At 69.4% G+C, this 26,598-nt stretch carries 26 protein-coding genes and 1 tRNA gene; 24 read left to right on the top strand and 3 right to left on the bottom strand.

Translation table 11 applies throughout. The annotated features are described in order from the left end of the window. The first annotated feature begins 35 nt into the window (after positions 1-35). Entirely contained in the window at positions 36-926 is an 891-nt protein-coding gene (gene htpX / locus C8E84_RS08485; protein WP_159901235.1) for a zinc metalloprotease HtpX, read from the top strand. On the opposite strand, the gene C8E84_RS08480 is transcribed toward htpX, so the two are convergent. Next, entirely contained in the window at positions 916-1,149 is a 234-nt protein-coding gene (locus C8E84_RS08480; RefSeq protein WP_211675452.1) for a hypothetical protein, read from the bottom strand. The two genes, htpX and C8E84_RS08480, sit on opposite strands and share 11 nt — an antisense overlap. 29 nt (positions 1,150-1,178) lie before the next feature. Here C8E84_RS08480 and pepN point away from each other — a divergent pair, with 29 nt between their 5' ends. Then, the gene (pepN, locus tag C8E84_RS08475; protein WP_159901233.1) at positions 1,179-3,659 is read left to right on the top strand and encodes an aminopeptidase N; all 2,481 of its coding nucleotides are present in this window, start codon (positions 1,179-1,181) and stop codon (positions 3,657-3,659) included. A gap of 100 nt (positions 3,660-3,759) precedes the next feature. On the opposite strand, the gene C8E84_RS08470 is transcribed toward pepN, so the two are convergent. Next, positions 3,760-4,254, bottom strand: coding sequence for a YajQ family cyclic di-GMP-binding protein (locus tag C8E84_RS08470; protein WP_159901231.1), 495 nt, complete (start codon positions 4,252-4,254; stop codon positions 3,760-3,762). 63 nt (positions 4,255-4,317) lie between these two features. On the opposite strand from C8E84_RS08470, the gene C8E84_RS08465 reads away from it, so the two are divergent. The 22 genes from C8E84_RS08465 (at position 4,318) to C8E84_RS08360 (ending at position 25,701) form a co-directional block, all read left to right on the top strand. Beyond that, positions 4,318-4,401, top strand: a tRNA-Tyr gene (locus tag C8E84_RS08465). A gap of 1,347 nt (positions 4,402-5,748) precedes the next feature. Then, positions 5,749-6,672: a hypothetical protein gene (locus C8E84_RS08460; protein ID WP_159901229.1), complete on the top strand. Its 924-nt coding sequence runs from the start codon at positions 5,749-5,751 to the stop codon at positions 6,670-6,672. Next, on the top strand, positions 6,669-7,634 hold the full coding sequence (locus C8E84_RS08455) for a hypothetical protein (protein WP_159901227.1): 966 nt from the start codon (positions 6,669-6,671) through the stop codon (positions 7,632-7,634). The genes C8E84_RS08460 and C8E84_RS08455 overlap by 4 nt, the downstream gene beginning before the upstream one ends. Continuing rightward, positions 7,627-9,456 (top strand): AAA family ATPase, encoded by a 1,830-nt coding sequence (locus tag C8E84_RS08450; protein ID WP_159901225.1) that lies wholly within the window; start codon positions 7,627-7,629, stop codon positions 9,454-9,456. The genes C8E84_RS08455 and C8E84_RS08450 overlap by 8 nt, the downstream gene beginning before the upstream one ends. A gap of 174 nt (positions 9,457-9,630) precedes the next feature. Further along, positions 9,631-10,515 carry an AAA family ATPase gene (locus C8E84_RS08445; protein ID WP_159901223.1) on the top strand — a complete coding sequence of 295 codons (885 nt, stop codon included), beginning with the start codon at positions 9,631-9,633 and terminating at the stop codon, positions 10,513-10,515. Continuing rightward, positions 10,512-10,988: a hypothetical protein gene (locus C8E84_RS08440; RefSeq protein ID WP_159901221.1), complete on the top strand. Its 477-nt coding sequence runs from the start codon at positions 10,512-10,514 to the stop codon at positions 10,986-10,988. The genes C8E84_RS08445 and C8E84_RS08440 overlap by 4 nt, the downstream gene beginning before the upstream one ends. Beyond that, positions 10,985-11,494 (top strand): hypothetical protein, encoded by a 510-nt coding sequence (locus tag C8E84_RS08435; protein ID WP_159901219.1) that lies wholly within the window; start codon positions 10,985-10,987, stop codon positions 11,492-11,494. The genes C8E84_RS08440 and C8E84_RS08435 overlap by 4 nt, the downstream gene beginning before the upstream one ends. A gap of 14 nt (positions 11,495-11,508) precedes the next feature. After that, on the top strand, positions 11,509-12,372 hold the full coding sequence (locus C8E84_RS08430) for a CBASS oligonucleotide cyclase (protein WP_159901217.1): 864 nt from the start codon (positions 11,509-11,511) through the stop codon (positions 12,370-12,372). Further along, positions 12,369-13,364, top strand: a complete 996-nt coding sequence (locus C8E84_RS08425; RefSeq protein WP_159901215.1) for an S-4TM family putative pore-forming effector — start codon at positions 12,369-12,371, stop codon at positions 13,362-13,364. Before C8E84_RS08430 ends, C8E84_RS08425 begins: the two co-directional genes overlap by 4 nt. A gap of 561 nt (positions 13,365-13,925) precedes the next feature. Then, positions 13,926-14,126, top strand: a complete 201-nt coding sequence (locus tag C8E84_RS08420; protein ID WP_159901213.1) for an excisionase family DNA-binding protein — start codon at positions 13,926-13,928, stop codon at positions 14,124-14,126. A gap of 200 nt (positions 14,127-14,326) precedes the next feature. Then, positions 14,327-14,914, top strand: a complete 588-nt coding sequence (locus tag C8E84_RS08415) for a hypothetical protein (RefSeq protein ID WP_159901211.1) — start codon at positions 14,327-14,329, stop codon at positions 14,912-14,914. 317 nt (positions 14,915-15,231) lie between these two features. Further along, positions 15,232-15,831 (top strand): hypothetical protein, encoded by a 600-nt coding sequence (locus C8E84_RS08410; RefSeq protein WP_159901209.1) that lies wholly within the window; start codon positions 15,232-15,234, stop codon positions 15,829-15,831. A gap of 25 nt (positions 15,832-15,856) precedes the next feature. After that, complete coding sequence (locus C8E84_RS08405; RefSeq protein WP_246196853.1) at positions 15,857-16,540, top strand: SAF domain-containing protein; 684 nt, start codon at positions 15,857-15,859, stop codon at positions 16,538-16,540. Beyond that, complete coding sequence (locus tag C8E84_RS08400; RefSeq protein ID WP_211675450.1) at positions 16,540-17,379, top strand: P-loop NTPase family protein; 840 nt, start codon at positions 16,540-16,542, stop codon at positions 17,377-17,379. Before C8E84_RS08405 ends, C8E84_RS08400 begins: the two co-directional genes overlap by 1 nt. Next, positions 17,376-18,935 carry a TadA family conjugal transfer-associated ATPase gene (locus C8E84_RS08395; protein WP_246196852.1) on the top strand — a complete coding sequence of 520 codons (1,560 nt, stop codon included), beginning with the start codon at positions 17,376-17,378 and terminating at the stop codon, positions 18,933-18,935. Before C8E84_RS08400 ends, C8E84_RS08395 begins: the two co-directional genes overlap by 4 nt. Next, on the top strand, positions 18,932-19,789 hold the full coding sequence (locus C8E84_RS08390) for a type II secretion system F family protein (protein WP_159901207.1): 858 nt from the start codon (positions 18,932-18,934) through the stop codon (positions 19,787-19,789). Before C8E84_RS08395 ends, C8E84_RS08390 begins: the two co-directional genes overlap by 4 nt. Further along, positions 19,786-20,697 (top strand): type II secretion system F family protein, encoded by a 912-nt coding sequence (locus C8E84_RS08385; protein ID WP_159901205.1) that lies wholly within the window; start codon positions 19,786-19,788, stop codon positions 20,695-20,697. Before C8E84_RS08390 ends, C8E84_RS08385 begins: the two co-directional genes overlap by 4 nt. 92 nt (positions 20,698-20,789) lie before the next feature. After that, on the top strand, positions 20,790-20,978 hold the full coding sequence (locus C8E84_RS08380) for a hypothetical protein (RefSeq protein WP_159901203.1): 189 nt from the start codon (positions 20,790-20,792) through the stop codon (positions 20,976-20,978). A gap of 11 nt (positions 20,979-20,989) precedes the next feature. Then, positions 20,990-21,460, top strand: a complete 471-nt coding sequence (locus C8E84_RS18375) for a TadE family protein (protein ID WP_159901201.1) — start codon at positions 20,990-20,992, stop codon at positions 21,458-21,460. 7 nt (positions 21,461-21,467) lie between these two features. Then, a complete protein-coding gene (locus C8E84_RS18370; protein WP_281348926.1) occupies positions 21,468-21,899 on the top strand; it encodes a TadE/TadG family type IV pilus assembly protein in 432 nt (143 codons plus the stop codon). Continuing rightward, positions 21,896-22,333 carry a pilus assembly protein TadG-related protein gene (locus C8E84_RS08365; protein WP_170296272.1) on the top strand — a complete coding sequence of 146 codons (438 nt, stop codon included), beginning with the start codon at positions 21,896-21,898 and terminating at the stop codon, positions 22,331-22,333. The genes C8E84_RS18370 and C8E84_RS08365 overlap by 4 nt, the downstream gene beginning before the upstream one ends. Continuing rightward, entirely contained in the window at positions 22,330-25,701 is a 3,372-nt protein-coding gene (locus C8E84_RS08360) for an AfsR/SARP family transcriptional regulator (protein WP_159901197.1), read from the top strand. The genes C8E84_RS08365 and C8E84_RS08360 overlap by 4 nt, the downstream gene beginning before the upstream one ends. Positions 25,702-25,929: 228 nt before the next feature. Here the strand turns inward: C8E84_RS08360 and C8E84_RS08355 are convergent, their stop codons facing one another. Beyond that, on the bottom strand, positions 25,930-26,562 hold the full coding sequence (locus tag C8E84_RS08355) for a maleylpyruvate isomerase family mycothiol-dependent enzyme (protein WP_211675406.1): 633 nt from the start codon (positions 26,560-26,562) through the stop codon (positions 25,930-25,932). Between the last annotated feature and the right edge of the window lie 36 nt (positions 26,563-26,598).

Here is a 26,598-nt window from a genome sequence, read left to right as displayed (position 1 = left end):
GAACGAACCGGCCTGCTCGCTGCGTTGGAGGAAACATGCACAGGCACCACAACGGACTGAAGACCGCCGCGTTGTTCGGCGGCATGTGGGCGATCCTGCTCGCCATCGGCTGGATGGTCGCCCAGATGACCGGCAGCAGCATCTTCCTCCTCGTCTTCGCGTTCATCGGCGTGGCGACGACGTTCTACGGCTACTGGAACTCCGACAAGCTCGCCATCAAGGCGATGCACGCCCAACCGGTCAGCGAGGCCGAGGCCCCGCAGATGTACCGGATCGTGCGCGAGCTGTCGACCAAGGCCGGCAAGCCGATGCCCCGCCTCTACATCTCACCGACCCAGGCGCCCAACGCCTTCGCCACCGGCCGCAACCCCGAGAACGCCGCGGTGTGCTGCACCCAGGGCATCCTCGCCCTGCTCGACGAGCGTGAGCTGCGCGGGGTGCTCGGGCACGAGCTCATGCACGTGTACAACCGCGACATCCTCACGAGCTCGGTGGCCGCGGCGATCGCCGGTGTCATCTCCACGATCGCCCAGTTCCTGTCGTGGGGGATGATCTTCGGCGGTGGCGGCTCGGACAACGAGAACCGCAACCCCATCGCGGGTCTCGCGCTCGCCATCCTCGCTCCGTTCGCGGCCATGGTCGTCCAGCTGGCGATCTCGCGCACCCGTGAGTACGACGCCGACCAGGACGGCGCCGAACTCACCGGCGACCCGCTGGCGCTCGCGTCGGCGCTGCGCAAGCTCGAGCTCGGCGTGGCCCGCGCGCCACTGGCCCCGACCCAGGACCTCGTCAACGCCAGCCACATGATGATCGCGAACCCCTTCCGGGCGCAGGACATCTCCCGCCTCACCGCGACCCACCCGCCGATGGCCGAGCGCATCGCGCGGCTCGAGCAGATGGCGTACGGCCACCGCATCAACCCCTGATCGGCACTCGCGGTACCGAAGTCACCTTGCCGGTGCCGAGCTGGTAGACGTAGGGGCCGAGCAGGTTGGTCTCGTTGGCGACACCGCCGGCATCCTGGAGCAGCTTGATCTGGGTGACGACGCGCACGTCCCAGATGAGCTGGAGCAGCATGACGATGGAGAGCATCCCCCGTTCCGCGGTGAGTGCGGAAGTGGTCGCCAGGGCCACCACTTCCGCACTCACTGCCGGGCGTCGTCTGGTTGGGTGGGGGGATGCCGTCGCTCACCAGGTCAGAGGCGCTCACCCGCGCCGCCCTCGTCGCCGTCGACTCCATGGAGGTCGATCTCGACCTCGACCGGGGGCCGGAGGTGTTCGGCTCCCGCACGACGATCCACTTCTCGTGCCGCGAACCCGGCGCCGACACATTCGTCGACCTGCGCGCCCACGAGGTGCACGCGGTCTCCCTCAACGGAACCGACGTCGACCCGGCATCCGTCACCGACGGCCGGCTCACTCTCACCGGCCTGGCGCAGACCAACGTCCTCGAGGTCGACTCGACGATGGCCTACAGCCATGACGGCCAGGGGCTGCACCGCAGCACCGACCCCGCCGACGGCGCGGACTACGTCTACGGCCACCTCTTCCTCGACGCCGCGCCGACGGTGTTCGCCTGCTTCGACCAGCCCGACCTCAAGGCGCCGTACACGGTGTCCGTCACCGCCCCGGCGGCCTGGACCGTCCTCGGCAACGGCGCCGCCACCCTGCTCGCCCCCGGTCGCACCTCCTTGGCGACCGCGAGGCCGCTCGCCTCGTACTTCGTCACGGTCTGCGCCGGGCCGTGGGTGTCCGTGCGGGCCGAGCACGACGGCATCCCCCTCGGCATCCACGCCCGACGCTCGCTCGAGCCGCACCTGCGAGAGCAGGCCCAGCAGATGATCGACGTAACGGCGGCGAGCTTCGACGAGTACCACCGGCTGTTCGGCATCCGCTACCCGTTCGGGGAGTACCACCAGGTGTTCGTGCCGGAGTTCAACGCGGGCGCGATGGAGAACCCGGGCTGCGTGACCTTCCGCGACCAGATGATCTTTCGTGGAGCAGCCACCCCGGACCAGGTGTTCCAGCGCAGCAACACCATCGCCCACGAGATGGCCCACATGTGGTTCGGCGACCTCGTGACGATGCGCTGGTGGGACGACCTGTGGCTCAACGAGTCGTTCGCCGAGTACATGGCCTACCGGGTGACCTCCGCCGTCGGCGGGTTCGACGAGCCCTGGGTGGAGTTCGGCGTCATGCGCAAGCTGTGGGGGTATGCCGCCGAGCGGGCTCCCAGCACCCACCCCGTGGCGGGGTCGCCCGCTCCGGACGCACTGTCGGCCCTGGGCAACTTCGACGGCATCTCCTACGCCAAGGGGGCCTCGGTGCTGCGCCAGCTGATCGCGCACATCGGTGACGACGCGTTCGTCGTGGGGGTGGGGGAGTACCTGCGCTCGCACGCGTTCGGCAACGGCGAGCTCGCGGAGTTCATCGCCGCCATCGAGGGCGCGGCCGGGCGATCGCTCACCGCATGGAGCGCTGCCTGGCTGCAGACCGCGGGTGCCGACCGCGTCGGCCTCGAGGGTGACGTGCTCACCCGGGTCGCGCCCGAGGCGCACCCGGCCGACCGGGCGCACACGCTCGACGTCGCCGCGTTCGTGGGTGGCCGCGAGGTCGCGCGGGTCGAGCTCGTCGTCGACGGTGAGCGAACCCCTGTGCCGGGCCTGGCCGACGTGCCGACCGGGGCGCTCGTCGTGCCGAACGCCTCGGACCTCACCTGGGCCGAGGTCGCGCTCGACGCCGCCACGATCGAGGGGCTGCCCGGCAACCTCGCCGACCTGCCGGACGCCTCCGCCCGCTCGGTGCTGTGGGTCTCGCTGCTCGGGTCGGTGGCCCGCGGCGAGGTCGACCCACGCACCGTGCTCTCGGTGTTCGTCACGGCCTGGCCGCGGGAGGACTCGGCGGCCGTGCTCTCGCGGGTCTCGCTGCTCATGACGAACCAGGTCGTGCCGCTCTTCCTGCCCCCGGGAGAGCAGGAAGGAGCACGTGCCCGGGTCGCGGATTCCGCCGATGCCCTCCTCGAGCGCTCGGCCGGTGTCGAGGGGGTGTCCGGCGATGCGCTGGCCGTGCTGGCTGCGCGGGTCTGGGCGCGAACCGGCGTCGACGAGGACCGGCTGCGACGCTGGGCGGCGGGCGACGGCATCCCCGCGGTGCTGGTCGGTGACGAGGACTTCCGCTGGTCGGTGCTGCGCCGGCTCGCGACCCTCGGTGTGCTCGGTGATGACGAGATCGAGGCAGCCGAGGCCGCAGACCGTTCGCTGGCCGGATCGCTGGCTGCCCTCGGGGTGCGCGCCGTGCGGCCGAGCGCGCAGGCCAAGGAGTGGGCGTGGGGGCGCCTGCGCGATGATGCCGAGCTGTCGAACTACGCGGCGCTCGCCATCGCCGGAGGGTTCTGGACGGCGCCGGATGCCGCGCTGCTGCGTCCGTACGTCGCGCAGGTCGGTGACCTGCTCGTCGGGCTGTCCGGGCGGATGGGCGATGACGCCGTGTCCCGGGTGGTCAGTGCCATGCACCCGACGTCGCTGGTCGAGGACGGCACGCTCGAGGCGTCGAACGCCATGCTGGCCCGGGGTGACCTGACGCCCGGGGTGCGGCGCGCGCTGGTCGACGCGAACCACGAGCTGCGCGAGGCGCTGGCCAGCCGCCGCCGCTTCGACTGAGGCCCTGACCCCACCCCACCCCTCACCCCTCGCGCGAACGTGGGTGATTATCGTCGGCTGGACGACGATAATCACCCACGTTCGCGCGAGGGGCGCCGGCTCAGCGGCGGTTGGTGAAGCTCAGCGCGATGTCGAGGTCGGCGGCCTTGAGCAGGCGCTGCACCTCCTGGAGGTCATCGCGCGACTTGCTCGTCACCCGCACCTCGTCACCCTGGATCTGGGTCTTCACGCTCTTGGGCCCCTCGTCGCGGATGATCTTCGTGATCTTCTTCGCGTTCTCGGAGGTGATGCCCTCCTTCAGCGGCACGTCGAGCTTGTACTCCTTGCCCGACAGGCGGGGGCCGGCCTCGGGGATGTCGAGGTGCTTGAGCGAGACGCCACGCTTGATCAGCCAGGTCTCGACGACGTCGAGGACGGCCTTGCAGCGCTCGTCGCTGTTCGCCTCGATCTTGATGACCTCGCCGGCCAGCTCGACGGTGGCCCCCACGCCCTTGAAGTCGTAGCGGTTCGAGATCTCCTTGGCCGCGGTGTTCACGGCGTTGGCGACCTCCTGCTTGTCGAACTTGCTGACGATGTCGAACGAGCTGTCCGCCACGGGTCCTCCTGGAGTCGATTCGGTGTGCCGGGTTGCGGCTTGCTATCCTTCCATGCGCACCACGGCAGGTTGCCCGAGCGGCCAATGGGAGCGGACTGTAAATCCGTCGCGAAAGCTTCGAAGGTTCGAATCCTTCACCTGCCACCAGTGCGAAAGGCCCCTTGACCTGCGGAAACGCGGTGCCAAGGGGTCCTTCATTTGCCTCGCGTGCCAGATACGTGCCAGATCGTTGGCCGCGATCGCAGGCCCTGAGGCGGTGAACCCAGCTCGGCGGTTACTGCCGCGACGTGTCCGCGCGCTGAGATGGGGCGGGTCCCGCATGGATCCGGTGGGTCGTCACCGTCCAGTCCTCAGGACCCGACGACGGGTTGGCGCCCCCGCCTGTCGTGTAAGGGCGTTGCACGGACCAGTCGACGGTCGGTCGACGAGGGGCGAGAGCTCGATGCGGGCCTGGGAGGCAGGCGACCACCTGCCGAGTCGAGGTGACTGCAGCGGACGGACCCCGCTCGGCGGCCCGGTGGCAGCCCAGCCGGTGACTCCCTCATTAGGAGGTATCGTGTCACAATGCCCGCTTACACCTCATGAACAGCAAGTATTCACATTCATCGATGCTCAAGCATGCGCCGCGTGCCACATACGTGCCACAAGGATTCAGTTGGCCCGGCCTTCACCGGCTACCGATCGGGCTCTTCCGGCATTTGAGGTTGGAGGGCAACCACGCTGTACGAGCATCGGCGCTCGGCACCCACGGGCCGTGGGCCTACCGGCGCACTTTGACGCCCCATCGGTCCACTGGCCGGATCTTGGCTACACAGCCGAAGACTTGCATGAACCCCAAACGGACGCTCGAATCGCGGCTAACGTGGTCCACTTCCCGAGGCACTTACCCCGCGCACCTTTCTCGTCGAGTGACGCTCTTGGACCGATCGGATTTGCCTCGAACCAAGGCTTTGCGCCGACGCTGGAAGGACCGTCGGCGGGCTGGCTCAAGTTCGCATGAAGGTCTGATGCCGGAATACTCGCAAGGACACGAGCCTGGCCCGGCTACAGTGACGCAATCGCCGCCTGGCTGAGTTGCGGCGCTCTTGCGACGCGAGGGGGTGGGGCTGTGGATGTGAGCGAGATACGGCGGCGACTGAACATCGCCCCCCAAGAGGGTGTCGCCTGGTTCGCCGTCGACGAGTCGGCCGTGCCTTTCGCGCAGCACAAGCACGGCCTGCGTCGGGTCATCCTGCGCGAGTGGCTCGACAACAGTCCGATCGCGTGCGTCTTCGCCCGCTCAGCCTCCAGCTCGACGGGACTTTCACAGCGACCGCACGGTCACCAAGTCGAGTACCCAAGGTGCCGCATCGACGTCGACGGTCGTATCGTCATCGCCGTCCCCGTCCCAGCGAAGAAGCGGGATCTGGACCACACCACCGCAATGTGTGACGAGCCAGACGCAGGCATCACGGCCGCCGTGATGGGCGCCGAATCCTTGCGCCCGGGGTCGCGATGACGACGTGGGAGGACCTGCGCGACGAGTATGAGGAGTGGATCATCGGACCACTTTGGCTCGCCGAGATCGAGCGAGCCGTCGCGTCCACGGTCCGCCGGTACAACCCCGACACCTACAGCGAGACGGGCGTGTGGGACGACGCGGCCCGGGAGAACCTAGTTCAGGAGGTCACGGCCACCCAGCTGCTGGAGGCCCTGCAGCTGAAGTACATCGTCGACACTGTCGCCAACCTCTCCCACGCCCGAGCACTCCTGCATCTATCCGTGAGACGGCAGATCAGCTTGACCCGCCGGCGCACCATCGTGGACAACCTCCTCGACCGCATCGAGAAGATCCGCCCGTTCCCGACCACTCCGCGCGGACCTACCGTCGCCGACTCTGTCCTGTTCGCGGCCGCTGCAGCGGTGATGAACCTGCCCCGAGTGCGGATCATCAATAGCGACCGCGCACCCATAGTGTTCGACGCCTCCACTCTCGAGCGTGTCGTGGGGATCGTCGTCGACCTGGTCGGGACATCATGCTCGCGGAACGACATGTCTCGAGTTCTTGAGCGTGCGTTGACAGATTACGTCCCAACCATCCTTGTACTAGATGACGGGGGCCACGACGAACCCGATCGCTCCTTTACCCCTGCTGAGGAGACGATAGTGAACGATGTGATGACGTACCTTAGAACTCTGCCGGAGGCGACGATGCAGCTGCTCGCGCTGAAGATGGCCGACCACTCCGACACGGTGGTCGCGCGGCACTTCTCGATCTCGCGACCGACCGCGGCGAAACGGTTCAAGGAGGCGTCCGCGACCCTCAATGCAGCGCTTCGCCCTCTGGACGACCGGCTGCAGAATGAGGTCGTGACGCAGCTCGGCGCCTTCTTGCTCAACAAGCACCTCCCCGAGATCTCCGACGGGAGCGCTCCGTGAGCGACCAGCGGCCTGCTTGGCTTCGTGAGGTTCTTTCACAGCACCGAACAGCCCCGACACCTGTCGACGACAGTGTTGTGGCTGCCGGCCAAATTCGACGGCTCGAGCCGATGGACCCAGGAACGCCGCCTCGTCTGGTCCTCATCACCGCTGTAAGCAACTGGTCCGCGTCTGCAACCGTGGTCTTGCTCTCCCCCGAGCTTGAGCAGGGCACGTCGACGGATCGGCTACTTCGCGGAGCCGACACCGGGCTGGGCTACGACGTCATCGCGCTACCCGACATCACCGGCCTCGCCTGGCTCGTTCAGGTCGGCCCAGTGCTGGGGCATGCCGCCACCGACCTCGATGAGGCCACGGTCGCTGGTGTTGCGCTCCGCGATGAGCTGGACGGACGATGGCGTTGGAAAGAGAACGAGCTCGACGCACTTGTCGCCCTTACCTCCGAATGCCGTTACCAGCTCGTTGACGGCACCGAGGACGTGGCCCGGGTCATCGACCCCATGGCGTTCGACTCCGCCCAGGTGCCGCTCGCTGCGCGTGCCCAGCTGGCCCGGGTCGCCACTCGGCTGCTGGCCTGCGACCAGGTGCGGTTGCCGGCGCAGGTCCTACCCGCCCTGCCGGTTCCACACCGAGACGTCTCCTTTGCCCTGTGGGCCGCAGTGCGCGACCAGGTCCACCGCCGACACAAGTTGCTCCTACGCCCTCATGCGCTGCGCGATGGGGCGGCCGAGCAAGTAGGGGCACTTCGGGACGTTCGAGACGACACGTTGGTGGCGGTCCTGTGGGACCTTGCCGCCGAGCTCCCGGCACATGTCCGCTGCATCACGGTGGAGTCGGTATCGACCTTGTGGGGATCCAGTCCCCATGGACCAGAAGTCTGGTACCAGTCAGTGGTGATTGGTGGCCGCCGGCACCAAGTGGTCGTCTCCGAAGCTGACCGAGGGAAGGCAGCCCATGTCTGAGTCCGAATGGCACGAGGGGCTGTCACTGCGAAGCTGGCGCCTGCGCAACTTCAAGTCAGTAGCCAACGCGGAGGTCCACCTTGCGCCGCTGACTGTGGTGGTTGGGGCGAACTCAGCAGGGAAGAGCACACTGCTGCAGTCGATTCGCGTCGCTGCGCAGGCGGCGAACTCCAGCGGCGACGCGTTTCCGCTCAACGGCGAGCAGATCCGGTTGGGGACCTTCGAAGAGACGCGCTTCAGCGCCGCCGCCCCGGACGAGCCCATCGAGATCGGCGGATGCTTCCACCTCGGCTCGCCCGAGTTCTACGCCTCAACTGACTCCTACCTGCCTTTTGCCGCATCCGCCAGGCGCCGGGCACGGCGGCGGCTCGAGCTGGCCGATGACACCCGCCTGGAGTGGGACGTCACCTTGAAGGGCTCACCGAAAGGTCAGAGCGCAGCAAGCAACATCGTCGGAGTCAAGGTAAGGGCGCTCGTCGAGGGTATGGAGCACGCAAGCCTGTCGGCGACGCAGGCCAAACGGAAACGGCCCACGCACTCGTTCGGACACCAAGTGCAATACGAAGGGGCCGTCCGCGAGTACGACGAGCAGGTCGCGTCCTTCATCGACGCCAACATCCTCGGCGGCTTTCCCATGTCCTACCTGTTCACCCTCCCCTTGGCGGACATGCTCTTTCAGATCTGGTTCGACGTGCGCTCCGAGGCGGTTCGGGCCAACCTGCCCAAACGCGGGACCGGCCCCCACGACCCTCGAGGAAGGGAACTCCGCACGGCCACCAACCGCGAGCGAACAGACCCTCAAGCAGCCGCACAGAGGATTACTGGGGCATTGCAGTCGATCATCGACGAGGCGCCAGACACCATGCTTGAAAGCATCCATGCTGAACGGCTGATCCGGGCACACATCCGCGAGCTCGAACGGTCGAACCCGACGCTGGCACAGGGGGACTGGACCTCGTCCCAGCTAGTCCATGTGTACGACATGGTGACCACGGCGTTACGCGTTGGCGACCGAAGCGCCCCCCGGATCGAGACCCCGCCGGAGATCCTGCGCGACGCCATCGCCGACGCCCGCGACTTCCTCAGCACCCGCGTGCAACATCTGGGACCGCTGCGAATGGATCCTGCCGTGGTCTACCGGTCCTCGCCCGCCGTCCACCCCGGCTTCATCGGCGACAAAGGCGAGTACACCGCCTCCGTGCTCGACACGAACGGTCGCCAGCCGGTGCACTCCTTCCCCCCTATCCCGGGCAGGTCCATCAGACCGCACAGCCTGTCGGAGGCGGTTAACGCGTGGGCTGCTCACCTGGGAATCGCTGACGCGTTTACCACCGAGGACCGTGGGCGTCTCGGGCTGCAGCTGTCCGTTAGACAGCCGGACGTCGACGCAGAGCTGGACCTGACCAGCGTCGGTACGGGGGTCAGCCAACTGCTGCCGGTTCTAGTGATGTGCCTCCAGGCACCGCCGGGGTCCCTGCTGCTCATCGAGCAACCCGAGCTCCACCTCAACCCCGGGGTTCAGCAGCGACTGGCCGACTTCCTCCTGGCTGTGGCGGGCAGCGGCCGCCAGCTCATCGTGGAGACCCACAGCGACTACTTGGTGACGCGACTTCGTCGGCGCACTGCCGAGGACCGCACCGGTCGGGTGCAGCGCCGGGTGGGGCTGGTCTTTGCCGAACGGCATAAGGGAGCGACTCGCTACATCGCGGTCCAGCCCGAGCTCGACGGGTCCATGTCGAACTGGCCCGAGGGGTTCTTCGACGAGTCGGCCGAGGACTCGGCGGCGTTGCTGGAGTCCCTTCTGGGGCACCTCAAGCCCTGACCGACCCTCGATCCTCCGAGCGACCACGACCACGGGTTCCGGCCCGGTGAATGCCAACGGTGGCATTTACCGGGCCGGACCTTTTGACATCCGGTCGGCGAACCTGCCCTTGGACTGGTCGAGGCCCGTGCAACCGGCAGGCCTCCCAGGACAACCGACGGAGGCAAGCCCACGATGCAGGTCGAAGAGTGCGTGATCGCCAACGAGACGATCACCACCGCATCCGCTGATGACAGCCCTTGGTCCGGCATCGTTATGGATGACGCCATAAAGGACCAGATCCGCAACCACGCGCTGCTCGCACTCACGCTGCGCCAGCAGATGCCGTTTGCGTCTACCGGCCTGCACGGCCAGATCGTGCTCCACGGACCACCGGGCACGGGCAAGACTTCGCTCGCCCGGGGACTGCCCTTCCAGCTTGCCCCGTACGTCACGGGACGGCGGGTGCGGCGGATCGAGATCAACCCGCATGGGCTGATGTCCGGCGAGCACGGGAAGTCCCAGCAGCAGGTCCACGAGCTGCTCAGCGACTACATCCCAGGCCTGGCCGACGACGGCCAGCCGACTGTGGTCGTCCTCGATGAGGTCGAGTCGATGGTCGTCGCCCGGTCCGAGGCATCACTGGGTGCGAACCCCGCCGACGTCCACCGCGCCACCGGCGCCGTCCTGACCGCGCTCGACACCAACACGCGCAAGTGTCCACACCTGCTCTTCGTCGCCACCAGCAACTTCATGGCCGGCCTCGACGAGGCCTTCATGTCCCGGGCGGACGCCGCCATACTCGTCCCCGCCCCCAACCAGCAGGCGCTGGCCGCCATCATTCGGTCTACCTTGCACGAACTCGGCGCTCTCTACCCCGCACTGCGTACCCTGGCGGAAGACCCGGCCTTGCCCGAGGTCGCCGCACGGCTAGACGGCCTCGACGGGCGCATGGCGCGCAAGTTTGTCATCGGCTCCCTGGCCTCGGCGACGGCCACAACCGTGGACCCGGCGAAGTTGACCATGAGGCAGCTGCTGGCTGCCGCGGACGTCGTGGACGCCGCGGGGGCCGCATCATGAAGCGCCGTCGGACCCTGAACGCCTCCCCAGCACGCAGCACCTCGCAGACGGTGACGGCGATCACCGACCTGATAGCCACCACCTTGGCGACGGCCAAACGCGTCGACACCCAGGCGGTGGACTTCGCGCTGTCCGCCGCGCGCCCCGCCCTGCTGCTCCTCGTGTCCTCCCGACACCTCAAGACCGTGCCCGTCGTGCTCGTGGCCGGCCAGGCCGTGTGCGAGATCCTGTGTCGCTACGACGAAGACGCCATCGACGGTGAGGAGAACCTCCAAGCGGTCTCGGGCGTCAGCGCCGCGAACAGTTTCACGCTCCACCTGCCCACTCCCGACCAACTGGGGACGACCATCGAGACCGTCGCTGCGAGCAACCAGCACCTAACCACCGATCCCGCGCCCGACCACGCACCGAAGGCGACCTTGTCGGCATCCGCCCCACTCGTTAACGCCGATGCCCTCAGGGGGCTGCGGTGAGTACCTGGACGTCGACGAACAGCTACGTCGCCACCTGGACCCAGGTCGCGACGCACCTAACGAGCAACATCTTGGGCACGCTCGCCGAAGCGATCGCCCAGCTCGGCCTGGCGCCGAACGTGGTCACCGATGACTGGGAGAACAACGAGGCGGCGGTGACCCAGTGGATCAGCGAACGGTCGCTGAAGGCGGTCAGCGTCGAGTTCACCTCTCCCGCAGGGAGGCTGCTCACCGTCGTCGAGTTTCCGGTCACTTACCACGCCGGCGGCGTCGACGACGTGGTATTCGCCGCCTCCAAGGACAGGATCCGGCGCTTCCTGACGAAGCTGCCCCGCCTACCAGCCGGTACAAAGACACGCTTGTTCGTCCAGTTCCACGGCCCACGAAGCATCATGCCCGGTTGGAGCCCCGGCACTTCTGCGGACCGCAAGGGGCTGCGCTCCACCAGTGCCGGCACGCTCGCATCCGCGCCGGGCGCATCCGCCTCCATGACCATCTACGACTGAGGAGAACGAGACCGATGAGTGTGATCGCCGAGGCGTTCAAGAATCTGAGCAGTAACCTGGAGATCACTGCCACCGAGCAGGCGACCGCCATCCGGCGCCACCACCGCATCCGGGACCATGTGCGGACCCAGTGGGACCTGATCGAGGACTTCCTCACCGGTTCCTACCGGCGCCACACCAAGACCAAGCCGATGTCCGATGTCGACGTCTTCGTTGTGATTGACCCCGACGGGCCCCAGGGCCAGCTGCGCTACAAGGAGCCCCACGTCGTCCTGGACGAGCTGAAGGCGGTCGTGAACGACAAGTGGCCCGACGCGGTCCTCGACGGGATGGCTGTCGTCATTCCCTTCGGCACCGACTCCGTTGTCACCTCGATCGAGGTGGTCCCCGCGTTCGAGCGCAGCGAGGGCGGCTGGGTCATCCCCGACCCTGACCGCAGTCGTTGGCTGGCGACCAACCCCAAGGACCACCACAAGCTCACCACCTCGAAAAACCAAGAGTGTGACGGCAATTTCGTGCCCTTCGTGAAGATGGTTAAGGCCGCGAACCGCGAGCTCGGCGGCACGGTCACACCCTCATTCCTGCTCGAGGTGATGGCTCACGACATCGTGCGCTCCCCCTATGGGCTGCACTCCGACGAGCTCGTCTTCTTCTTCGCAAACGCCGCCGACCGCGTCCACGAGGTGTTCGACGACCCGGCGGGGTTGGGTGGGGACGTCAACACGATGACCGCCGCGCAGCGGGCGGAGGCTCAGCAGGCGCTGGGCGACGCTCGTCGCATCGCGGAGAGGGCCGTCGACCTGGCCGACGCCGGGTCCGAGCGTGCCGCGGTCAAGGAGTGGCAAAAGCTGTTCGGGACCAGAATGTCCAACCCATGAGCTCTCCCTACCTGGTCAATCTCAGCCAGCCGACGGGCATTCCGCCGGCGCCCCTGCACTTGCGCCAACTCGAGACAGATGAGGTCAGCTTGCAGCGAGCGGCAGCCGTTGTGCACCGGCGCACGCAGTGGTTCGCCACTGCTCAGGAGACCGGCGCGGTGGTCCTTGCGATCGTGGGCATGGTCTCGGCATACACCGGGAAATGGCAAGGGCCGGTGACCCTTTCGGGGTTCGCGTGGTTTCTGGTGTCCGCGTTCGTACTGGGCGCTCTGGCGAAGGCCTCGACCGAGGAGGCGGCAACGATCCAGGAGGTCTTCGACTGTCGGCTCTTCGCGCTGCCGTGGAACGAGACTTTGGGGTCATCCCAGCGCGTCACCCCCGACCGGATGCTGCAACTGGCCGGTTCTCTGAAGCCGACCTCGGGCGCCGAGCAGCGCATCCAGGAAGGGTGGTACGACAACACCGACCGAGTGCACTACCCCCTGGATGTGTTCATCTCTCAGGAGCAGAACCTGAACTGGGACGTGCGCCTTCGTCGGCGCTTCCGGCGTTTCCTCATCCTCACCGGCCTGTGCTGGGTATCGCTCGGAGTGCTCGTCGCCGTCCTGGCTGATGCCAAAGTGGCGCAGACACTGATGGTGGCGTTCGTTCCTGCAGCAGCGGCCTTCGACCTTGGTCGGGAGCGGTGGAGGGTGCAGCAGCAGGTGATGGACGAGCGCTCCCGACTGGTCCTCCTCGTCACCGACGTCCTGGCGCATGCCCAGAGTGGTGCCATCCACCAGGCCGAGCTCACCCGCCTGATGGTTCTGGCGCGACAAGTGCAGGACGGGATCTTCCGGACGCGCTCCCAGTTCGGGCGAGTGCCGGGGCCGGTCTACGCCATGTTCAAGAACCGGGACGAAGCCCAGATGCAGGACCTGGCTGAGGAGCACCGCGCCCGTCTGGCAGCACCTGCGGCACCGTTGTCTCCAACAGGTGCTTCGAACCCGTAACCCCTGTGCTCACGGGTTCCGCAGCACAAGCTCCAACCGTGGAGGCTCCTGCGCTCCGGGATGAGCGAGAACAGCTCGGTGTGTCTCTTGGGTGTGTCTCTTCGTCGCGAGTAGGGCTACTCCAGCCGGGCTTCGCGGGCGGCCTTGCGGTCTTCCAACGGCAGACTGCCCATCGGGTCGCGTAGCTGGTGTGGGCTCAGTGTCGGCGACGCTCAGTTGACTACCTCCTGTGACGAAAGACGGTCAGGAGGTGCGTCTTCCCGCTCGTGATCAGCGGCGGAACGCTTCGAGTCCCTCCACATCCACCACCACACACGGCCCCTGAACTGCGGAAACGCGGCTCAGGGGCCGTGTCGCTTGTCCGGCGTGTCGGATACGTGTCGGATCGGTGGCACTTCTTGGCCTCAAATCGGACCCGACGTGATGTCCGCAGGCGGGGACGCCAGGCGCGACCTGGGGCACGCGGAGCGCACGGTCCGCGGCGGAGTCCGCAAAATCGGTTGGTCGAAAGTGGCCCCCAAGGGCTGGTTCTCGTGCGTAGGGATAGTAGGAGGTGCCCACATGAACCCGACGATTCACCACCGGTCCTACGAGTCCCTCGCCCATGCTGCCGACCGCACGGGCGTCAGCATCCGCACGTTGCGACGGCGCATCGCGTGCGGTCAGCTGGCGGCCTACCGCACTGGGCGACTGATCCGGGTTGATCCCGGGGACGTCGACCGGCTCCTGGCGCCCATCCCGACCGGCTTCTCGCGACTGTGAAGGGCAGCAGCATGGGCGGGCACGGGCGCATGCCGGGCGCCCGCCAGAGCGCGTTGTCCGGGTGGGTTGCCCACAGGGCCACCGCGGGCGCCTCGGTTTTCCACAGGGCCTCTTTCAACAGGAAATTCTCCGGGACGCGTGCCACCGTGGTTGCAGCCCGCGGGCCTGGCGGGTGGGTGGAATCCGTTTCGGAGGTTCTCATGCGCGATCGGGCAGCTGACGCACTGAGGCGGTTCCCGGCGGCCGCCGGCATGGCCGTCCTGATGGCCACGGCCTGCAACGGGGCAGACACGCCCGACCCGACAGCGACCACGTCGCAGGCGACGGTGACGACCTCGACGGCCACGCCGACGGCGTCCCCGTCGGAGACCAAGGTCGAGACCCCTGCCGAGCGAGACGCCCGCCTCGCAGGGGAGGCGGTCGTGAAGTACTGGGCCGTCGTTGACGACCTCGCTGCCAACCCGACGAAGAGCCTCAATCTGCTTGACCCCGTGGCTCGGGACCAAGCTCGAGCTCAGATGCAGACGCTGTTGGGTACCTACGCTGCGAAGGGCTTGACCCAGACGGGGAGGTCTTCCCTCACTGACTTGCAAGCGACCACCGACGACGGGAAGTCATTCGCCGTGTCCGCGTGCGTTGATGTCAGCGGCGTCGACCTCGTCAACGAGCAAGGCGTGTCTCAGGTGAACCCGGATAGGCCTGAGCAACAGTCATTCAGCTACACCGTTGTCAAGGCTGATGGCGGCTTCTTCGTCACTCGTGACTCGCTCAAGGGGTCGTCGTGCTGATGAGGACCGCAGCTCTCGTTGCGGCTGCGCTCTTCATGCTTGTTGTCGGTGTGCCCACCGTTTCGGCGGCCGAGCCGATCGTGTGTCCCCCCGGGTCGGAGCCCGACGCGAGGGGCGGCATTTGCATCATCACCGTGACCACCCCAGAGCCTGTGTCGAGCGGAGGGAGTGGTGGTGGTGCAACCAAGCCAGCTGCGCAGCGGACGTGCACGTTCACCCTGCTTGGTTCGTCGAGGGAGATGCCGTGCTCGAGCGATGGCGGTTGGTGGTCTCAGTCGCAGCAGGCGTACTGCGAGGCGGCGTCTCCGCAGCCGCCGTTGAGCGATCCGGTGTGGGGTGGCCGAACGGAGGGGCAGGTCTATGAGTGCACCCGCCCGGGCGCCGCGTTCGGGGTCGTCGCGCCGGTCTTCCTGATCTGGTTGGCGCAACCACCGGCTGGGGCGCCACCGGACCCGCGGGTGCTGGCCCAGCAAGCGGTGGCGACGATGAACCTCAAAGCGGTGTCCATCGGCATCGTCCCTGAGCCGGCGCCCGGGCGTGTCGGCCTGGTGGGGATGCCGGTGTGGATGTGGGACGCCAACCCTGGCCCGTCGACGTGGGGCCCGATGACCAAGACTGCGTCGGCTGGCGGGTACACGGTGACCGCGACCGCGAAGGCGACCAAGGTGGTGTGGTCGATGGGCGACGGCGAGGTCGTGGTCTGCCGCACCCCGGGCACCCCCTACGAGGATTCCTACGGCCGTCAGGACAGCCCGGACTGCGGGTACACCTACTCCCGCCAGGGCGTGTACCGGGTGTGGGCCCGTTCGTACTGGTCCGTGGATTGGTCTGGCCTGGGCCAGAGCGGGTCCATCCCGTTGCAGTTCGCCAACTCCGTGCGCATCACCGTGGGTGAGGCGCAGGTGCTCACCCAGTAGCCGGTCCACGAACGAGGGGATCCAGATGACGACGACGACCAACCCCAATGGGGCGACGCAGGCCGGTGTCGCGCCGTCGCGCGCGGAGGCGGCGGTGCGTGTGGCGCCTGCGCCCAAGCTGCGTCGCCGCCCGGCGTTGATCGCGGCCTCGGTCGCGGCGATTTGTCTGGGGGGGCTGCTGGCGGCGTTCGCGTGGACCGCGACCAGCAACACCCAGTCCGTGCTCGCCATGCGGGTCGCGGTCGAACGCGGCGCCGTGATCGGGCCGGACGACGTGATGACTGTTCAGGTCAGCACCGACCCGGCCCTTCGGCCGGTGCCCGCGTCCGAGGCGTCGACGGTGGTCGGTCAGCAGGCCGCGACCGACATCGCCGCCGGCACCCTCGTGACCAGTGAGCAGGTCAGCGATGCGGTCCTGCCCGCGGCGGGCATGTCGATCGTGGGTGTGGGACTGCCGGCGTCCCAGATGCCCGGAGAACCTCTTCTGGTCGGTGACCGGGTGCGCGTCGTCGCCACCCCCGGCCAGTCCGGCGAGGTCACCGCGGGGGAGCAGGTGACAATCGCCGCCACGGTCGTCGGGGTCCGCGTGAACAACGAGAACGGGCAGAACGTCGTCAGCGTCCAAGTTCCCGAGCAGGACGCGGCCGAGCTCGCCGCACGCGCCGCCACCGGGAACGTGGCCCTGGTCCTGGACTCCCGGGAGCGCTGATGGCGCTGATCGTGCTGACGTCCGCCTCCGGGTCGCCGGGGGTGACCACAACCGCGCTCGGGCTGGCCCTGACCTGGGTCCGCCCCGTCCTTCTCGTGGAGGCGGACCCGACTGGCGGGTCCGGCCTGTTGGCTGGGTACTTCCGTGGACAGGCCGCCCCCACGCAGTCCCTGATCGACCTCGCGTTCGCGCACCGCGCCGGCGGCCTGGGGCAGGCGATCCCGGCGGTGTCGATGCAGGTCCCGGACACCAGCGTGACCATGATCGCGGGCACCACCGCCCACGGGCAGGCCCGGTCCCTGGAGTCCCTGTGGGAGCCGCTCGCGACCGTGTTGAAGAGCCTGGACACATTGGGGCAGGACGTGATCGTCGACGCCGGCCGGCTCGGCCTGGCCGGCACCCCCGAACCGTTGCTGTTCGCCTCCGACCTGTGCCTGCTGGTGACCCGCACCGACCTGGTCGCGTTGTCCGGGGCCCGGTCGTGGGCGCAGACCCTGCGCGGCGGGTTCGAACAGCGCGGCGCCGGGCCATCACTGGCCCTGCTCACCGTGGGGGAGGGCCGCCCCTACCGTGCCCGAGAAGTGAGCAAGGTCCTCCAACTGCCGATCCTGGCGTCCCTGGCGTGGGACGAGGAGCCCGCCGCGGTGTTCTCCCACGGCGGCACCGCACCCCGCGGGTTCGACCGGTCCCCGCTGCTGAGGTCGCTGCGCACCACCGCGGACGCAGCCCGCTCCCGCATCAGCAGTGCCCGAGACCAGCTCACCGGGACCACCGAGGCCTCACCACCGGCCGCGGGAGACCAGCATGCGGGTCAGCGCCGGATGGGGACACGCTCATGAGCACCGACAGGGTCGACACCACGGCAGGCCCGGACCCCAGCGACCTGCCGCTGTTCGCGACCCTGCCCGCGCAGCGCCCCGGCCGGGTCCGCGGGTCGTTCTCCATGAACCCAACCCCGACAACGTCCGCTTCCACGAGCCACACCAACGGCCATGGCAGCGGCCACGTGAATGGCCACGCGGGGCTGGTTGCGCGGCCGCTGCCGCGCCCGTTCGTGGGGGAGCTGGACTGGCCCCTGGTCGCGGCCTTGCGGCAGCAGGCCTCGGACCGGCTCTCCGCGGCGCTGGGGGAGGACCGCACCCGCACCACCAGCACGGACCAGCGCTCCCGGGGGAGGGCGATCATCGTCGACCTGCTCGAGGCCGAGGCTGCGGAACGCATCGGTGCCGGGGTGCCGACCTGGTCGGCCACTGAGCAGGACGCGCTGGTGGCCGCCGTCGACAACGCCCTGTTCGGGCTCGGCCGGCTCCAACCGCTGGTGGACGACGAGATGGTGGAGAACATCATCATCACCGGCCACGACCAGGTCACCCTCGAGCTGAGCGACGGACGGCTGATCCCCGGGCCGCCCGTGGCAGACAGCGACGCCGAGCTCATCGACTTCCTCGTCTTCCTGGCCTCGCGCAGCGAGGTCAACGCCCGACCCTTCTCCCAGGCCCAGCCGCGGCTGCACCTGCGGCTGGACGGCGGGGCCCGCCTGGCCGCGGCGGCGTGGGTGACGCCCCGCCCGTCCGTGGTGATCCGCCGTCACCGGCTGCGCCGCATCACCTTGGAGGACCTGGTCGGGCTCGGCACCCTGACCGACGTCGCCGCGTCGTTCCTGTCCGCCGCGGTCAAGGCCCGCAAGTCCATCGTCGTCGCCCAGGGCGCCGGCAAGACCACCCTGGTGCGGGCGCTGTGCGCGGAGATCCCCCCGCACGAGGCGATCGGCACCTTCGAGACCGAGTACGAGCTGCACCTGCACGAGCTGCGCGACCAGCACCCGATCGTGTTCGCGTGGGAGGCACGCCCCGGCTCGGGCGAGCGCGGCCCGGACGGCTCTCAGGCAGGGGAGTTCACCCTGTCCCAGGCCTTGTTCGACTCCTTCCGGTTCAACCTGTCCCGACAGATCGTCGGCGAGGTCCGCGGCCACGAGATCCTGGCCATGCTCAAGGCGATGGAGTCCGGGGCCGGGTCCATCTCCACCACCCACGCCCCGACCGCCGAGGGTGCCATCGCCAAGCTCGTCACCTGCGCGATGGAGGCCGGGCCACACGTCACCCACGACTACGCGGTGCGGGCGATCGCCGCCGCCATCGACGTCGTCGTGCACGTCCACCTGGAGACCGCGCCCACCTCCGAGGGGGTGTGGCAGCGCAACCGGTGGGTCGCCGAGATCATCACCGTCGCCCCCGGGGAGAAGGACAAGGGGTACGCGATCCAGCACGTGTTCCGCACCGCCCCCGGTGAGCAGGCGGCGACCCCGCACGTCTTGGACGACTCCTACCGGGACCTGACCCGGTACGGGTTCGACCTGCAAGGCTTCTTCGCCGCCACCCGCGGGCCCACGTCATGACCCCGCTGGTGCCCGCCGTCGCCGGGGCCTTGGTCGTCGCCGGCCTGATCGGCCTGACCCTCGGGCTGCGACGCACCCCACCCACACCGCGGCGTGCCCGCCCCGGCCTGGCCCGGATCGCAGCGGTCACCCCGCGCACCCGGGCGCTGCTGCTGACCGGGCTCACCGCCGGGGTGGTCGTCGCGGTGCTGACCGGGTGGTGGGTCGCCGCCCTCGTCCTGCCCGCGGCCGCGGCGGGGCTGCCGGTGCTGCTGTCGGCGCCGCCGTCCACCGCCCGGATCGACCGGCTCGAGGCGATGGAGGAGTGGACCCGCGCCCTGTCCGGGGTCCTGACCGTCGGTGTCGGACTGGAGCAGGCGCTGCTGTCCACGCTGCGCTCCACCCCGCAGGCGATCCGACCCGAGGTGACCCGTCTGGTGTCCCGGCTGCGGGCCCGGTGGGCCACCGAGGACGCGCTGCGGGCGTTCGCCGACGACCTTGACGACGCCACCGGTGACGTCATCGCCGCCAACCTCATCCTCGGCGCCCGCCGCCGCGGGAGCGGCCTGGCCGCCGTCCTGGAGTCCCTGGCCGAGTCGGTCGCCGCCGACGTTCGCGCCCGACGGGAGATCGAGGCCGACCGGGCCAAACCGCGCGCCACCGCCCGCTGGGTCACCATCATCACCGTCACCGTACTGGCCTTCCTGGCGCTCTCCGGGGACTACGTCGCCCCCTTCGGCACCCCGATCGGGCAGCTCATCCTCACCGCCCTCCTCGCGCTGTACGTGGCCACCCTGGTGTGGATGCGGCGGATGGCCACCGGCGCACCCCTTCCCCGGTTCATCGGCAACACCGTCACGCAGGGCGCGTCATGACCGCCCCAACCAGCGTCCAGCTCGCCATCGCCGCCGGCTCCCTCATCGGGCTCGGCGTCGCCCTGCTGACGTGGCGGCTGGTGCCGGCGCAGCCGGACCTGCGCGACGCCCTGGAACGGCTTTCGCCAGAGCATGCCCGCCGCCACGCCAGCGCACCGGTGGCGGGGGAGCCCACGCAGCGTCTCGGGGCGTGGGGGCTGCGTGTTCTGCCACCAGCGGTGTGGGGGCGCGCCCCGACAGCGGAGCTGGCGATCCTGCGCAAACCGGTGACCAGGTTCTACGGGGAGAAAGTCAGCTTCGCCCTGCTCGGGCTGGTCATCCCGCCGGTGCTGACCGTGCTGTTCACCATCTTCGGCGCCAACCTGCCGCTGCCCGTCCCGCTCGCCGGCAGTGTGGTGCTGGCTGGGGTGCTGTTCATGGTCCCGGACTACAACGCCCGCGACGACGCCAAACGCGCCCGCGCCGAGTTCAGCCGGGCCCTGGGCGCCTACATCGACCTCGTCGCCCTCGAACGGCACAACGGCTCCGGCCCCCGCCAGGCCATGGAGGCCGCCGCAGCCGTCGGCGACTCGTGGGTGTTCGCCCGCCTGAGCGAGGAGCTGGCCCGCACCCGCTGGTCCGGGCTCACCCCGTGGGAGTCCCTGCGAGCCCTGGGCGCCGAGCTCGGCCTGCCCGAGCTAGACGACCTCGCCGACATCATGCGCCTGTCCGGGGAAGAAGGCGCGCAGGTGTACGCCTCCCTGCGGGCACGCTCCGCCGGGATGCGCGCCGCGATGCTCAACCACGAGAAGGCCAAGGCCAACGAGGTCGCCGAACGAATGACCATCCCGATGAGCCTGCTCGGCGTCATCTTCCTGGCCATCCTCGTCACCCCCGCCCTCCTGCGCGTCATGGCAGGCACACCATGACCCGCTCAGCCGCACCCCACCCACCAACCACAGGCACGACCTCGCGCCCTGGCCGCCCGGCCGGGGCCACCACACCGGAAGGAACAGCGCCCATGCACCACCTCGCAGCCGCCCTGCACACCCTCGGCATCCGCCTCCGAGACAAGGCCGTCACCCGCCCCGAGCGGGGGTCGGTGACCATCGAACAGGTCCTGTGGGCCGTGGCCGTCATCGCCATCGTCGGGATCGTCGTGCTCGCCGTCACCAACTACGTCACCAGCGAGGCCGCCAAGATCACCTGAGGACCCCCACCATGAGCCACCACCCCGACAACCGTCACCCACCCGCTACCGCGCGGGCGAGGGCGGGCGAGCGCGGGTCGACCTCGATCCAGATGGTCATCCTCATGCCGGCCCTGTTCGCCGTGATGTTCCTGGGGATGCAGGCCGCGCTGATCTACCACGCCCGCACTCTCGCGATCGCCTCCGCCCAGGAAGGGGCGCGCGCCGCCGGCGCCGAGAACGGCACCACCGCCGCCGGGATCAGCACCGCCCGCACCTACCTGGCGGAGACCGCCGGGGACGCCCTGACCTCCTCCACCGTCACCGGCACGCGCACCGCCACCACCGCCACGGTCACGGTGCGCGGGGTCGCGCTCAGCGTCCTGCCCGGGTGGCGCCCAGCGATCACCCAGTCCGCGTCCGTCACCGTCGAACGGATCACCCAATCCACCGGGCTGCTGCTCGACGCTGGACGCCCCGGGGGTGGCACCTCTCATGTCTAGGAGCGCAGTGAGCCGTCGTGGTGGGTCCGAGCGGGGCTCGGCCGCGCTCGAGGCCGCGATCGGTCTCCCCGCGTTCCTGCTGTTCGTCGGGCTCATCATCTTCGCCGGGCGGGTCGCCATCGCCACCCAGGCCGTGGACTCCGCCGCCACCCAGGCCGCCCGCACCGCCTCCATCGCCCGCACCGCCACCGACGCCGGAGCCACCGCCCGCTCCGCCGCCACCTCGTCCCTGACCAGCCAGCAGGTCAACTGCGTGAGCACCGCCGTCACCGTCGACACCGCCGGTTTCGCCGCACCTGTGGGGACCCCGGCCACCGTCACCGCGACCGTACGCTGCGTGGTCAACCTCGCCGACCTGGCCGTGCCCGGAGTGCCCGGCACCCGCACCGTCACCGCCAGTGCCAGCTCACCCGTCGACACGTTCCGGGAACGCCAATGACACGACAGCAACCAACGAGCCGACACGGGGAGCGGGGGTCGATCAGCATCTGGCTGGTCACCACCGGCTTCGCGATGATCGTCCTCGTCGGGTTGGCCGTCGACCTCGGCGGGCAGGTCCACGCGCAACAGCACGCCCGCGCCGTCGCCGACCAGGCAGCCCGCACCGGCGGGCAACAGCTCGACGCAGCCGTAGCCGTGCGCGGCGACGGGGCCGTGACCGACACGCACTTGGCCCGGCAGGCCGCCACTGCGTACCTGACCGCGTCCGGGCTCACCGGCACCGTCGCAGTCACCGGCGGCACCACAGTCACCGTCAACGTCCGCGACACCTACCCCACCACGTTCCTGGGGATCATCGGCATCAGCTCGATGACCGTCACCGGTCGAGGCCAAGCCCGCATCACCCGATCCGTGGAAGGCGTCGAGCAATGACCCACCCCATCCGCGCCCGCCTTCTCGGCCTGGCCGCCACCGTGGCGATTCTGACCGTCCTGATCGGCATCCCGGCCACCCTCGTCGCGATCGGCGCCAACCCCATCCCCAACGGGCTGCCCACGCTCGACCAGCTCACCACCGCCCTGACCACGCGTGACGACGGCACACTGACCCTGCGAGTGCTGACCGTCGCGGCGTGGCTCGCTTGGGCGTTCCTGGCCGCGACCATCACCCTCGAGCTGGCCGCCCGCCTCCGCGGCGTCACCGCGCCACGTGTCCCTGGTCTCGCGCTGCCTCAGTCCGCCGCCCGCGGCCTGGTCGGCGCCGCCGTCCTCCTCTTCGTCGCCGCCCCCACCCTCGCCCTTCCGAGCATGGTGGCCGCACCGGCCGCCGCCGCAGCCCCTGCCTGGGCCGGCACCGTGGCACAGACCGCACAGTCCACCGCCAGCGCGCAGCAGACCACGACACATCGGGCCACGAGCACGCCACCGGCGAGAAGCGTCGACCCCACCGGCACCCACACCGTGACCCGGGGCGAGTCGCTGTGGTCGATCGCCGCCACTCAGCTCGGCGACGGGCACCGCTGGCGCGAGCTCGCCGACCTCAACCCCGACACGCACGGACCCGACTGGGTCATCCACCCCGGCACCGTCCTGACCCTTCCCGCCTCCGCAACGGCCGCCACGCAGCCACCCAAGAACGGGCAGAGGTACACCGTCGAGGTTGGGGACACCCTCAGCCAGATCGCGCACGACCACCTCGGCGACGCCGAGCGGTACCCAGACATCGTCGAGGCCTCCCGCCACCAGCGGCAGCCCGACGGGCGGCACCTGCGCGATCCCGACCTGATCTACCCGGGGTGGCACCTGACCATCCCCGATACCACCGCCACCACCCAGGGAACCTCGACGCCTGAGCGGTCGCCGACGGCGACGCCCCCGAACGATGCACCGGTGGCCGTAGTCCCCGGCACACCTGGGACCGGGAGCAAGCCGGCGGACCCCGGCCCGTCGTCGCCCGCGGCCCTCAGCAGCGGCGCCGCTTCGGCCAACGGGTCCGTTACACCGACACGCTCGACCTCCGCCGCCACCAGTCCCGCCCCCACACCAGCCGTCGACCCGAGCCACGCCGCCACGACCACCAGCCCAGACGACAGCGCCGAGACCCCCGCGCCATGGCTGCTCGCCGGCCTGGCGGGTGGTCCGGTCCTGGCCGGGTCGATGTGGATCCTGCTGCGGCAACGCCGCGCCATGCAGGTGCGCCACCGCCGCCCCGGCCGCACGGTCTCCACCCCGCCGCCGGTCCTCGCCCCCGTGGAGAAGACGCTGGCCACCGCCGGCTCCGCAATGACGCCCAGCGTCGAGTTCGTCGACGCGGTCCTGCGCCACCTCGCCTCCGGCCGGGCCCACGCCGGGCTGCCCATGCCCGCTGTGGCCGCCGTCGAGCTCGGCCGCCACGGCCTGACCTTGCACCTGCACGCACCAGCGCAGCTTTCGCCACCGTGGGCCGACCTCGGGAACCAGACCCGCTGGTCGCTGCCGTCCGGCACCGACCCCGCAGTCCTTGGGGACCTCATCCCCGACCAGGTCGCCCCCTACCCGCTGCTCGTCACCATCGGCACGAGCGACACCGGCAACGTGTGGCTGATCAACTGCGAGGACCTCACGATCTCCCTGACCGGAGACCCCACCTACCGCGACGACTTCGCCCGCTACCTCACCGCCGAGGTCGCCTGCAACCCCTGGTCCTACTCGGTGGCCCTGAACTGTGTCGGCGTCGCGACCCAGGTCGCCGGGCTCAACCCCGACCGGATCCGCCCGCACACCGGTGCTACCGACCCGGCCACCGGCATCCTGGCCCACGCCGTCAACACCATCGACCGCGCCCACGACCACAACGACGACGTGGCCACCGCCCGCGCCCACGGCGCCGGTGACGACAGCTGGGCACCCAGCATGCTGGTCCTGGACGGCAGCGCGCAGCCCACCCCAGCCCTGACCCAGCTCCTCGCCCTCATCGACGCCCACCCGGGCGCCACCGGCACGGGCGTCGTCCTCGGCGGCACCGACACCACACCTGCGGGCGGAGTGGTCGTCGAGCTCACCGCTGCCGGCCGGGCCCGCCTCCCGCACGCCGGTCTCGACCTCGTCGCGGTCGGCCTCACCAGCGACGAGGCCCAAGGCTGCGCGGCCCTGATCGCCGCCAGCACCGACTACGACGACACCCCCATGCCGGTCGACGAAACCGCCACGACCGGGTGGCGCTCCTACACCGACGCCGCCGGCGCCATACGCCCCCAGCACACGGTTGCCCGGCAGACCCTCGACAAGGACATCCTCGTCGCCACCACGACCCTGCTGCCCGACCCCGACGAGGACTACGTCGCCCACGCCGCCACCACCCCAGACGACCTCGCCGCCCTCGCCCCCAAGGTCCCCACGACCGTGCGCGACGCCCTGCACGAAGCTGACCCCACCCTCGACGATGACGTCGCCGCCTGGTTCGCCGACGACTGCCCCCTACCCCGCCTAACCCTGCTCGGGCCAGTACGGGCCCGCACCCGCGGCACACCCCTGGCCGTGCGCAAGGCGTACATGACCGGCGTCCTGACCTACCTGAGCACCCGACCGTACGGCGCCACCCCCGACGAGCTCGCCGACGCACTGGGCCTCACGACGAGCAAAGCCCGCGGGTACGCCAAGACCGTGCGCGACTGGCTCGGCACCAACCCCCGCACCGGCCAGCCGCACCTCCCCGACGCCCGCCGCACCCCCGAAGCCATCAGCCGCGGCGTCGCGATCTACCAGGTCCAGGACCTGCTCGTCGACGCAGACCTCTTCCGCCGCCTGCGCGCCCGCGGCCAAGCCCGCGGCCACGACGGCCTCGCCGACCTGACCCGAGCCCTCGACCTCGTCCAAGGCCCCCCGTTCAGCCAGCTCAACGGAGACGCCTGGGCCTGGCTCTACGAAGGAGACCGCCTCGACCACCACCTGACCTGCGCCATCGTCGACGTCGCCCACACCGTCACCACCCACGCCCTCAGTGCCGGCGACACCCGCACCGCGCGCACCGCCACAGAGACCGCCCTGCTCGCCGCCCCCGCCGAGGAGATCCCGCACCTCGACCTCGCAGCCGTCACCCGCGCCGAAGGCAGCCCGGGCCAGGCGAACCGAATCCTGCGCGACCAGGTGTGCAACCGCACCGACGACGAAGGGCCACCCCTGGACCTGTCACAGCGTTCACACACCATCCTGCAAACGCGTGGATGGACCGGACACGAGAGGACTGACGGCCCACCCGCCGACCAGGCATCACCCGAAGTGGTTTCCCACGCGCGGGTAGCCCCTCGCATCGGCTCCACGTAGCGCCACACTCGCGAGCAGCGTCTCGACAACATCACCGGGGGGATCCGGCACCAACGGCGGAGCGCGCGATGGCAATCGCGGTCGGCGTCGCAGCGTCCGGCGGGCGGCTTGCGCCTCCAGTCCGGTCGACTCGCGGCGCTATGACGCACCTCGATGCTCGCGCACATGCCGATGAGCGCGTGTGGAACTACTTGCCGTTGATGACGTCAACCGCTGAATTCCTGCGGCTCAGCGGCGGGCTTCCATCAGCGCTCCGGCCCCGTCGCCAGTTAGTTCGCCGTCTTTCACGGGGCGTCCCGATACTGCGAGCAGCAGCGCGATGCTCGTGCCGCAGACTTGTGAACCGTCGCCGACCACGAAGTCAGAGTCAGATGCAACCAGGCGGAGCCGTTCACAACGCTCCCTGCCGCCTCCCCAGGCGAACGAGGTGCGGACCTGGTAACGGAGAGCTGTCGCCACGTGCTCCGCCGGGTAACTGCCATGCAGCCCGATCGCGCGCCTGATGTCTTCGCCGTGGACGAAGGCCTCTACGAGCCGGGTGGCCAGCGGGGCTGGAGGCGTTGTCGTTCGATTGATGACCCCGCTCAGGCTCGCGAGTGTCTCGCGGGGGTCCGCACGGCGTTCTCGCCGAATGCCCCGCTCGTTCGCCTTGTCGAAGTCGAACCGGCAGGCGAGCATGTCGAGCACAAACCCGATTCGAGTCGTCTTCGCGGAATCGACCAGGTGCGCTAAGACGTCGTGAACGTCCCAACCAGGGCACGCGGTCGGTGCCGACCATTGCTGGTCGCTAAGGGAATCCAGGTCGCGAGCCAGCGCTGTTCTCTCGGCGTGCACCGCTGCCCAAAGCATTTCGTTGCCCATGTCACTACTAAAACAGTAGTTGCCACTACTAATCAA

Origin of the sequence: Ornithinibacter aureus (assembly GCF_009858245.1) — a bacterium.
In the GTDB taxonomy this organism is placed as follows: domain Bacteria; phylum Actinomycetota; class Actinomycetes; order Actinomycetales; family Dermatophilaceae; genus Fodinibacter; species Fodinibacter aureus.
Note: the sequence above shows the minus strand (reverse complement) of the source record. Positions and strands in the feature narration are given on the sequence as shown.

What these genes read in the sequence shown, in the direction of transcription:
- htpX (WP_159901235.1), top strand. Translation starts at nt 36, where the DNA reads ATGCACAGGCACCACAACGGACTGAAGACCGCCGCGTTGTTCGGCGGC.
- pepN (WP_159901233.1), top strand. Translation starts at nt 1,179, where the DNA reads ATGCCGTCGCTCACCAGGTCAGAGGCGCTCACCCGCGCCGCCCTCGTC.
- C8E84_RS08460 (WP_159901229.1), top strand. Translation starts at nt 5,749, where the DNA reads ATGACGACGTGGGAGGACCTGCGCGACGAGTATGAGGAGTGGATCATC.
- C8E84_RS08450 (WP_159901225.1), top strand. Translation starts at nt 7,627, where the DNA reads ATGTCTGAGTCCGAATGGCACGAGGGGCTGTCACTGCGAAGCTGGCGC.
- C8E84_RS08445 (WP_159901223.1), top strand. Translation starts at nt 9,631, where the DNA reads ATGCAGGTCGAAGAGTGCGTGATCGCCAACGAGACGATCACCACCGCA.
- C8E84_RS08440 (WP_159901221.1), top strand. Translation starts at nt 10,512, where the DNA reads ATGAAGCGCCGTCGGACCCTGAACGCCTCCCCAGCACGCAGCACCTCG.
- C8E84_RS08430 (WP_159901217.1), top strand. Translation starts at nt 11,509, where the DNA reads ATGAGTGTGATCGCCGAGGCGTTCAAGAATCTGAGCAGTAACCTGGAG.
- C8E84_RS08425 (WP_159901215.1), top strand. Translation starts at nt 12,369, where the DNA reads ATGAGCTCTCCCTACCTGGTCAATCTCAGCCAGCCGACGGGCATTCCG.
- C8E84_RS08420 (WP_159901213.1), top strand. Translation starts at nt 13,926, where the DNA reads ATGAACCCGACGATTCACCACCGGTCCTACGAGTCCCTCGCCCATGCT.
- C8E84_RS08415 (WP_159901211.1), top strand. Translation starts at nt 14,327, where the DNA reads ATGCGCGATCGGGCAGCTGACGCACTGAGGCGGTTCCCGGCGGCCGCC.
- C8E84_RS08405 (WP_246196853.1), top strand. Translation starts at nt 15,857, where the DNA reads ATGACGACGACGACCAACCCCAATGGGGCGACGCAGGCCGGTGTCGCG.
- C8E84_RS08400 (WP_211675450.1), top strand. Translation starts at nt 16,540, where the DNA reads ATGGCGCTGATCGTGCTGACGTCCGCCTCCGGGTCGCCGGGGGTGACC.
- C8E84_RS08395 (WP_246196852.1), top strand. Translation starts at nt 17,376, where the DNA reads ATGAGCACCGACAGGGTCGACACCACGGCAGGCCCGGACCCCAGCGAC.
- C8E84_RS08390 (WP_159901207.1), top strand. Translation starts at nt 18,932, where the DNA reads ATGACCCCGCTGGTGCCCGCCGTCGCCGGGGCCTTGGTCGTCGCCGGC.
- C8E84_RS08385 (WP_159901205.1), top strand. Translation starts at nt 19,786, where the DNA reads ATGACCGCCCCAACCAGCGTCCAGCTCGCCATCGCCGCCGGCTCCCTC.
- C8E84_RS08380 (WP_159901203.1), top strand. Translation starts at nt 20,790, where the DNA reads ATGCACCACCTCGCAGCCGCCCTGCACACCCTCGGCATCCGCCTCCGA.
- C8E84_RS18375 (WP_159901201.1), top strand. Translation starts at nt 20,990, where the DNA reads ATGAGCCACCACCCCGACAACCGTCACCCACCCGCTACCGCGCGGGCG.
- C8E84_RS08365 (WP_170296272.1), top strand. Translation starts at nt 21,896, where the DNA reads ATGACACGACAGCAACCAACGAGCCGACACGGGGAGCGGGGGTCGATC.
- C8E84_RS08360 (WP_159901197.1), top strand. Translation starts at nt 22,330, where the DNA reads ATGACCCACCCCATCCGCGCCCGCCTTCTCGGCCTGGCCGCCACCGTG.
- C8E84_RS08355 (WP_211675406.1), bottom strand. Translation starts at nt 26,562, where the DNA reads ATGGGCAACGAAATGCTTTGGGCAGCGGTGCACGCCGAGAGAACAGCG.